Below are 7,555 nucleotides of genomic sequence, written 5' to 3' on the forward strand. Positions count from 1 at the left end.
TGGCCACCCAAGCCCTACACACCGGACCGTGCCGGATTTTCCACCACCTCCGCGGACGCTACCCCCGTTCGTCCCGGCTGTTCTTCGCCACTTCCGGGAGGCGTCGCCCGGCGTGCAGGTGGAACTCGACGAGGCGGGCACGGCGGAACTCGTGGAGGCGGTGCTGCTCGGCCGCCTGGACGCTGCCTTCGTGCGCTCGGCGATTGGAGCAGTCACCGGAATGCGGGTGGAGGCGTTGCTGGAAGAGCCGATGGTCGCCGCCCTTCCGGAAGGTCACCGCTTGGCTGTGGGTGAAGAAGTCCCAATCCCGTTCACAGCACTCGCGGCCGAGCCGTTCGTCCTTTACCGGCGCCGCTCCGGGCCTGGGCTGTACGATGCGATCTTAGCGGGCTGTCATGAAGCGGGCTTCGTGCCCATGATCGTCCAGGAGGCACCGCGGCTGCCTGCGACGCTGAGCCTCGTCGCGGCAGGGCTCGGCATCTCCATCGTGCCGTCCTCAATGCAGTATCTCAGGGTGGCGGGAATCGTGTTCCGGGACCTCGGTCCACCTTGCCTGTCAGCACCAATCCACCTGATCCTGCGCCGTGTCGGGCCGACCGCCACTGCAACGCGGTTCACTGCAGCTGCGAAGTCCCTGGCTTTTGTGCAGGGTGTCGGTCCCAAACACAACGGGGAGGAAGTCGAGGCATCCAGACGTGTGGTGCGCCGCAGACGAGGCGGCACTTGACCGGCGTGAATGAGCTAGCTCGATGAGCTGAGCACGAGCGAGCAACGTCCAATTTCCGAAGATCGGCGCGGGCTCCTATATGGTGGCTGTGGGCGCAAAGCCGCCGATTGCAGCTGCTGGCCAACAATGTCCGCTCGTTCACCAAACTCCGCCATAGCAACGGATTGTGGCAAACACCCCTGCCCTGCTCTCCGGGCACGACGTTCAGATGTTATCGTGCCCAGGTGCCTACTGGAGCCTGCTAGAAGGATGGATTTTGCCCGATTTTACGGGGTTTCCGGCAGCCTTCGCAGGCCAAACCCGGGCTAGCTCCCTGCCCTGTCGAGTCTGGTGCTCACCCGCTCGAGACGTTTGGGACCTCTGGCCGCAACGGCCAGAACAACGGTGCTCCCATCGAGCGTTGCGGCCAAGGCGGCGACAAAGTCGGGGCCGCCCATCGCAGCGCGCGCGAGACGATCCAGGGGGAACGTCGCACGCGCAGCTCGTTCACGGGGGCGATGCTGGCGGTGCTCAGGGCGTGCGGAGTGCCACCGTCGGACAGCACTGGGCCCTCAATTCCCTCCGCCCTCAGCCGAGCCAGGGCTTGGGTCAGGAAGGTCGCGGTGACGGCGGTGGCGGATTAGGTCATGAGCCCATCGCAGCACAGGCTGGGCTGCGCCACGACGGCAAGGGCCAGCTCCGCGGCGGCCTCTACACTCGTCACGCCAGTTCGCCGAGCACCGCTGTCGAATTCCACGACCATGTTGATGCTGTGGCTGTGCCGCGGGCACGGGCTGCGATGGATACGGCTTACGCGCTATCCACCGCCACGCACATCCGCACCCGGGCCGCAAGCGCCGCCAGCCGCTGGCCTTCGAATCCCCAGTCAGTGGGTAGCTGATGAAGGGTCGTCCAGCCCGCCATCGGTCATCCCCTCGGCCTCTTCCAGTTTCTGCCAGGTAATACCGCGTGCACTCAGCTCCATTACCGCCGCGCCAGTACGGGCAGGCTGAGCGTCTTGATGCTTGGTCCAGCGTTAAGCCGTGCTCGTCTGCCTAATTCTACAGTTGAGTTTTCATGCGAGCCTCGCGCTGGCTGCGGCGCCAGTGACATGTTCTGGCGATCGCCTGATGTAGGCGTCGCCAGAGGGACCATTCGAAGAGGCGGTCCAGCACGAGGCCAGCGGCGCGTCGGAGGCCGCTGATGAGATGGCGGATCTCGCCGGTGCTGAAGTCGACCGGAGATGGGGTTTGCTGGTCCCCCTTTTTTGCCGCGGGGCGGCGTTGAGCTTCACCCGCATACCCGCGAGAAAGGCCAGAGCAAGCATGGCCAGCGTGATGTGCCGGTACCATCCATGCCACGAGCGGATCTCGTAGTCGGCCAGGCCGACCTCCTGCTTGGCAACCTCGAAGCATTCCTCAATGGCCCAGCGCCGGCCCGCAACACGCGCAAGGGTGGCCAGGCTGGTCCCATCGGGGCCGAAGACGACGTAGTAGGCGAGATCCTTCGGATCCTTGCGGCTGCGCCGGACCAGCAGCCAGTGGTCCCAGGGGGGCTGCTGGAGCCGGGTCAGCCGCAGGCGCGCCCAGTCATAGACCCGCTCGCCCTTGCTGCCTGCTCCGGCCGACAAACGTCGCCAGGCCTGGGCCGGCAGCCGATTGGCCAGGCGCGAAGCGGCGTGCTGGCCGAGATGCCCGTCCAGCACTGCCCAGAGCTTCTCGTTGCTGCGGATCGCCAGCACAAAGGGCTGCTCGCGCTGTTCAAGGGCAATCCGCAGCCGGCGGTCCGAGCCGTAAACCTCGTCACCCAGCACCCAGGCACAGGGTAGGCCGGCATCAAGCGCTCGCTCGATCATGCGGCCGGCCAGCGCCGGCTTGGTGGCGAACGCCACTTCCTCGGGGACGGCGGCCTCGGCGCGCCTGTCGCTGTTCTCGCACCACTCCTTCCTGGGCAGGTAGAGCTCGCGGTCGATCAGGGCGTGCCCCTTGCTGCTAGCATAGGCCAGGAAGACCCCGACCTGCGCGTTCTCGATCCTCCCCGCCGTGCCGCTGTATTGCCGCGCCACACCGACCGAGTGCTCGCCCTTCTTGAGGAAGCCGGTTTCATCGACGATCAGCACGCCATCATTGGCTCCGAGATGCTCCAGCACGTACGCGCGGCACAGATCCCGGGCCGCCTCCTGGTCCCACAGAACGTGGCTGAGCACGCGCTGCGTCCGCCACGGACGGGTATCGCCGATCTGCTCGGCCAACTGCCAGCCGTTCTTGCGCTTGGCCGCGCTCAGCAGGCCCTCAAGGTACAGGCCTGCCTGCCGCCGCGGCTCGGCCCGGACGAACAACTCCCCCAGTCTCGCCTGCAGCGCTCCTAACTTCTCGCGCCAACTCAGAATGTCCCGAGGATCCGACCCCATGGCCTGCCTCCACAAACCGACATGCCGACACGCCGCACATGGGGAAGCCTCAAAGCAAGCTCAACTGTAGAACTAAGGCTGCATGTACGCCATGTTGCGCTCGACAATCCCGAGGTTCAGCACAAGCACCGGCGTTCTAGGAGGCGATGCCCATGGCTTGGGTCACTCCTACATGCAAAGGAGCTGCGAAGGCTGTTGCAGCAGTGCGAGAGCTCTAGCCAAGGCAAGTTATTGTTTTCGTGCCAATGTTGCAGCTCAAGGGCTGGTTTTGAGGCCGCCTACGTCATTACGCGAGTAGGCGGGCGATCTCGCGTGCACGTTGCCGCATCTCGACAAGCTTTCGCAGCAGTTCACGACGTTGCTCTCTGAGGCGTCGTTGCTCAGCTATCAAAGCCTTCAAGTCGACCATAGCAGACTGCGCATGCGATCGCTCACGTCGGAAGGCAAGCACGGCGGCGCGAGTCGTATGGGGTGCCACTAGGCCGCGTCTGCGAGCTTCTTCAAGCTCGTCCTTAGCAAGCAGCGCCAATTGGTACGCTGCGCTATATGAACCGGGCAGGTCGGATGCGGTGAAGCGGCCGCTATCAACCGCCTCAGCGACTCGGCGGAACTGGCTTGCAACCGGGTCGGAGAACGGGAAGAGTTTTTCGAAACCTGCCTTCAGGCGGGCGCGTTCTTCCCGTCCATGCAGGCGTTCGTCGAGAGCGTTCAGAGCACGGCCGATCTCAACGGTAGCTTGACCAGCTCTGCCCCAAGCTTGTCCGACGGCTCGGCGCGCCTCCAAGACTGCGCCGACGAGGTCGTGATCGGCAGCAACACGGGTGCCAGCGAAGACCTCCTTTATTGCGTCTAGTACCTCGCCCGGGACCACCATCAATTTTTCGAGCTGGGCTGGGCGGGAGTCAGCCACAGTGTCGGTCACAGCGTCTAAGTCGAGCTTGTCCAGGGCCTTGCGAGAGACACCACGTCCAGTCTTGGTCACAGTCCGACTTCCCGCGCCACATACGACCAGAGGCTTTCGAAAGTTTCGCCGCTGCTAGGTCGGGCGAGGTCCATAACTCCGAGGCCCTTGCCGGCAGCAAGCGGTATTTCTTCCAGTTGAGGGATCTCCACTGGGCAGACTGGGCCCACAGACAACAGCTTCGCCCTAATTGCGCCGAATGACTTGGCTCGCCGGTTGGAGCGGTTTAGCACGAAGACTGCTCTGGCTCTTGCTTCCATCAGTCTCACCATCCAGGGGCCCACGCTGTCGACATCGTCTTGTGTCTGCTGGCATGGCACGAGTATGAGATCGGCTTCTTTCGACAGGCTAACCAGCGCCGCGAGATTCAGTTCTATGGAGGGCGGAGTGTCGACAACAACCACCTCTACTTCGCTTTTGCGCACTGCTTTGAGGGTTCCCCGCCAATCATCGAGTGATGACGCAGACACCGGTATTGCTGAAAGTTCGGGGATACTGGACCTGGCTCGCTCACGGCGCTGCGTCCAGGTAGCTAAGGTAGCCTGCTGGTCGAAGTCGACACCTGTCACTGAATGACCTGCTCTGGCAGCGAGGACCAGTATATTTCGAGCGAGACTGGACTTTCCAACCCCACCCTTCGGCGAGGAGAGCATTATGGTGCATTGGGCGACCACGCTATAAACTCCGGCGCTGCCCACGAGCTGGGCGGAATGTGCTGCAAGCTTTTACACGGTAAAAGCGTTTTGCGAAGATTTCTGTCCCGACCTCTACAGACGAACTCCCTTGGAGCGACGAAGGTACAGCGCCAGAAACACCAAATCTAGAGGGTGTTACGGATCGGCAGCCGGTTTTGTGCTTCACGCCGACGCTCGCTTCTGACCGCTGGCGGGTGATCGACTGCAGTGTCATTCTTGGCGCATGACGCCTGCGGCGATGAGCGATTGAGCCAGGAAGATCCGCGGACTTCCGAGTTTTGATGTCCAGAAATTATGGCTTGCCTTCTACCTGTGCTCTGCCCCCACAGAGCTCAGCCTGCTCGCCTGCCGCTTATTGGCCTTGGGGACGGTGAACTTGGACGATGAGAGCGGCGGCATTCTCTACCCGAAGCTCCCTGTCGGCAATGATCCTTCCGCAATTGTCGCGTGCGTCGAGCAGGTTCTCGGGTATGCCGCCGTCAGCGGGGTGCATGTTCTCTCTGTCGATCTCGACACGGCGTCGGAAGTTGGCTCCTCGTCTTTCATCGAAATCGCTCGCTTCAAGCCGGATGGATCTTGACCATGCGAGCCTACGTCGTGCCGATAGTCAGATCGGCGGCCTGCTTGAGCAGTAGGATGGTGAAGGCGACGAAGTGCAATCCTGCCAAGGTCTGGGGCAGTCGCTCGTAATCGCGGGCGAGGTGGCGGAAGCGGGTGACACAGCCGAAGGAGCGCTCGACCACTCACCTTCTGGGCAGGAGCACGAAGCCGCGCTTGGCTTCGGGAGGTTTGACTACCTCCAGGGTGATGCCATGGGTGGCCGCGGCGCGGGCGGGCCGCTCACCGGTGTAGCCCTGGTCGACATAGGCCAGGTCCACGCTCTCGCCGGTCGCGTCCTGGACGGCCTCGGCCAGGGTGGAGACGGCCGAGCGGTCATCCGGGTTGGCGGGGGTGACGTGCAGCGCGAGCAGGTGGCCGAGCGTGTCAACGGCCAAGTGCAGCTTGGAGCCCTTGGTCCGCTTGTCTCCGTCCCAAGCCGCCCGGCCACCGCTTTCTGGTGTGGAGCGCAGGGTCCAACTGTCCAGCACGGCCGCGGACAGCTCTTCTGTGCGGCCCTGGACCAGGCGAAGCACCGCCCGTGGTCCTGACCCCTGAAACTGGTCCGGCGCGGGTGCAAGTTTTTCGGGCACTGTAAGCCCCCGAGGAGAGGGGCGGTGCCATGAAGCAGAAACGGTACACAGATGAACAAATCGCCTTTGCCCTGAGGCAGGCGGAGAGCGGTACGGCGGTGGCCGAGATCTGCCGCAAGCTCGGGATCTCGGAGCCGACATGGCGTAACTGAGGGCAGGCGCACTCCCGGACTTGGGGCCAGAATGGGCCGCCAGCTCGGCAAACAGGAGGAGTGCGAGATGACCTGCTACGTTGGCCTCGACGTCTCCATGGAGGAGACCGCCTTTTGTGTTCGTGGCCCCGAGGGCCGCATTCTCGGCCAGGGCAAGACAGCGACGGATCCGGAGGCGATCGCCGGCGCCCTGGCACGCTTTGGCAGGCCCGAGCGGGTGGTGCTGGAGACAGGGCGGATGGCGAACTGGCTGCACCGGCAGCTGGTCGCCCGTGACCTGCCGGCGGTCTGTGTGGACGCCCGCCAGGCGCATGCGGTGCTCAGCCAGATGCCAAACAAGACGGACGCCAATGATGCGGCGATGCTGGCCGAGCTGGCGCGGACCGGGTTCTACCGGGTGGTGCGGGCCAAGAGCGAGGTGGCCCAGGCCATGCGGGCGCTGCTCAAGGCTCGCAACCTCGTCCTGGGCCAGAGGATGGACCTCGACAACACCATCCGCGGCCTGCTGACCAGCATGGGGGTGCGACTGCCCAAGGGGCCGCGGCGCTGGTCCGACCGCGTGGAACTTGCGTTCGAGGCCAACGAGGCGCTTGCGCTCGCCCTGCGGCCGCTGCTGCGCCTGCGTCAGGACCTGGCTCGCTCCCTGCTTGAGCTGACCCGCAGGCTCCTGGCCGAGGCGAAGGGATCAGGCCTGTGCCGCCGGCTCATGACGGTGCCAGGGGTCGGCGCCATCACCGCTTACGCCTTTGTCGCCACCGTGGATGATCCGACCCGCTTTGCTCATTCAAGATCGGTGGGCGCTTATGTCGGCCTGACATCCAGACGCTACCAGTCGGGTGAGATCGATTACTCGGGCCGCATCACCCGCCGGGGCGACGGGCTGCTCAGGACGCTGTTGTTCGAGGCGGCGTCCAGCCTGATCACACGAGCAGGCGGGGGTGGCGCGCTGCGGGAATGGGCGCTGCGGCTGCGAGCAAAGGTTGGGCACAAGAAGGCCAGTGTCGCGCTCGCCAGGAAGCTCGGCGTCATCCTCCACCGCCTTTGGGTGGACGGCACCGAGTTCCGGGCGGCCTAAAGGGGAGCGGTACGACGCGGCCAGGGAGGGAGAGATGACAAGCAGGCGCTGAGTGGTTTTCGAGTTCTCGTCCTGGTCCGGACGAGAGGCGACGGTCGAGCCGAGGTAAAACGTGCGGCGCCTTGTGCGACCGCGTAGCCCACAAGCTGGGAGGCCGGAGCCCTGGACGCCATCATGAAGCGCCTCTCACCCCTGTGGCACGGCGACTTCGAAGAGAACCTTGTCCCGGACCATGAGGAGACCCAGGATCAGCAAGCGCCCGCCCTCAGTTAGAGAACCTTCTACCGGTGGAAGAAGCAGTTTGCCGGGATGGGGACGGCCGAGATCCGGCGGCTGAAGCAGCTCGAAGAGGAGAATGCCAAGCTC

5 protein-coding genes and 4 pseudogenes are annotated in these 7,555 nt (G+C 64.3%); 5 read left to right on the forward strand and 4 right to left on the reverse strand.

The annotated features are described in order from the left end of the window. Positions 1-28: 28 nt before the first annotated feature. Positions 29-727, forward strand: a complete 699-nt coding sequence (locus ACFFIC_RS26950; protein WP_377056281.1) for a LysR substrate-binding domain-containing protein — start codon at positions 29-31, stop codon at positions 725-727. A gap of 1,237 nt (positions 728-1,964) precedes the next feature. Here the strand turns inward: ACFFIC_RS26950 and ACFFIC_RS26955 are convergent. The 3 genes and pseudogenes from ACFFIC_RS26955 to ACFFIC_RS26965 form a co-directional block, all read right to left on the reverse strand. Further along, positions 1,965-3,116, reverse strand: a pseudogene (locus tag ACFFIC_RS26955) (IS701 family transposase); the annotation flags it as partial. 286 nt (positions 3,117-3,402) lie between these two features. Beyond that, complete coding sequence (locus ACFFIC_RS26960) at positions 3,403-4,098, reverse strand: hypothetical protein (RefSeq protein ID WP_377056273.1); 696 nt, start codon at positions 4,096-4,098, stop codon at positions 3,403-3,405. Beyond that, positions 4,095-4,751, reverse strand: a complete 657-nt coding sequence (locus ACFFIC_RS26965) for a nucleotide-binding protein (protein ID WP_377056275.1) — start codon at positions 4,749-4,751, stop codon at positions 4,095-4,097. Before ACFFIC_RS26965 ends, ACFFIC_RS26960 begins: the two co-directional genes overlap by 4 nt. A 397-nt stretch (positions 4,752-5,148) precedes the next feature. Here ACFFIC_RS26965 and ACFFIC_RS26970 point away from each other — a divergent pair, with 397 nt between their 5' ends. Then, a complete protein-coding gene (locus ACFFIC_RS26970; RefSeq protein ID WP_377056277.1) occupies positions 5,149-5,352 on the forward strand; it encodes a hypothetical protein in 204 nt (67 codons plus the stop codon). Positions 5,353-5,362: 10 nt separating this feature from the next. Here ACFFIC_RS26970 and ACFFIC_RS26975 read toward each other — a convergent pair. Then, positions 5,363-5,911: pseudogene (locus ACFFIC_RS26975) on the reverse strand (transposase); the annotation flags it as partial. Between the two features lie 80 nt (positions 5,912-5,991). Between ACFFIC_RS26975 and ACFFIC_RS26980 the strand changes: the two are divergent. The 3 genes and pseudogenes from ACFFIC_RS26980 to ACFFIC_RS26990 all read left to right on the forward strand — a co-directional run. After that, positions 5,992-6,111: pseudogene (locus tag ACFFIC_RS26980) on the forward strand (transposase); the annotation flags it as partial. 70 nt (positions 6,112-6,181) lie between these two features. Further along, positions 6,182-7,189, forward strand: a complete 1,008-nt coding sequence (locus tag ACFFIC_RS26985) for an IS110 family RNA-guided transposase (RefSeq protein ID WP_377056279.1) — start codon at positions 6,182-6,184, stop codon at positions 7,187-7,189. A 276-nt stretch (positions 7,190-7,465) separates the two neighbouring features. Next, positions 7,466-7,555: pseudogene (locus tag ACFFIC_RS26990) on the forward strand (transposase); the annotation flags it as partial.

The sequence above is a fragment of the Muricoccus vinaceus genome, from assembly GCF_042433125.1.
GTDB classification, from domain to species: Bacteria; Pseudomonadota; Alphaproteobacteria; order Acetobacterales; family Acetobacteraceae; genus Roseomonas; species Roseomonas vinacea.

Bases quoted from the DNA above. Each gene is read 5' to 3' on its own strand.
- ACFFIC_RS26985 (WP_377056279.1), top strand. From the start codon at position 6,182: ATGACCTGCTACGTTGGCCTCGACGTCTCCATGGAGGAGACCGCCTTT.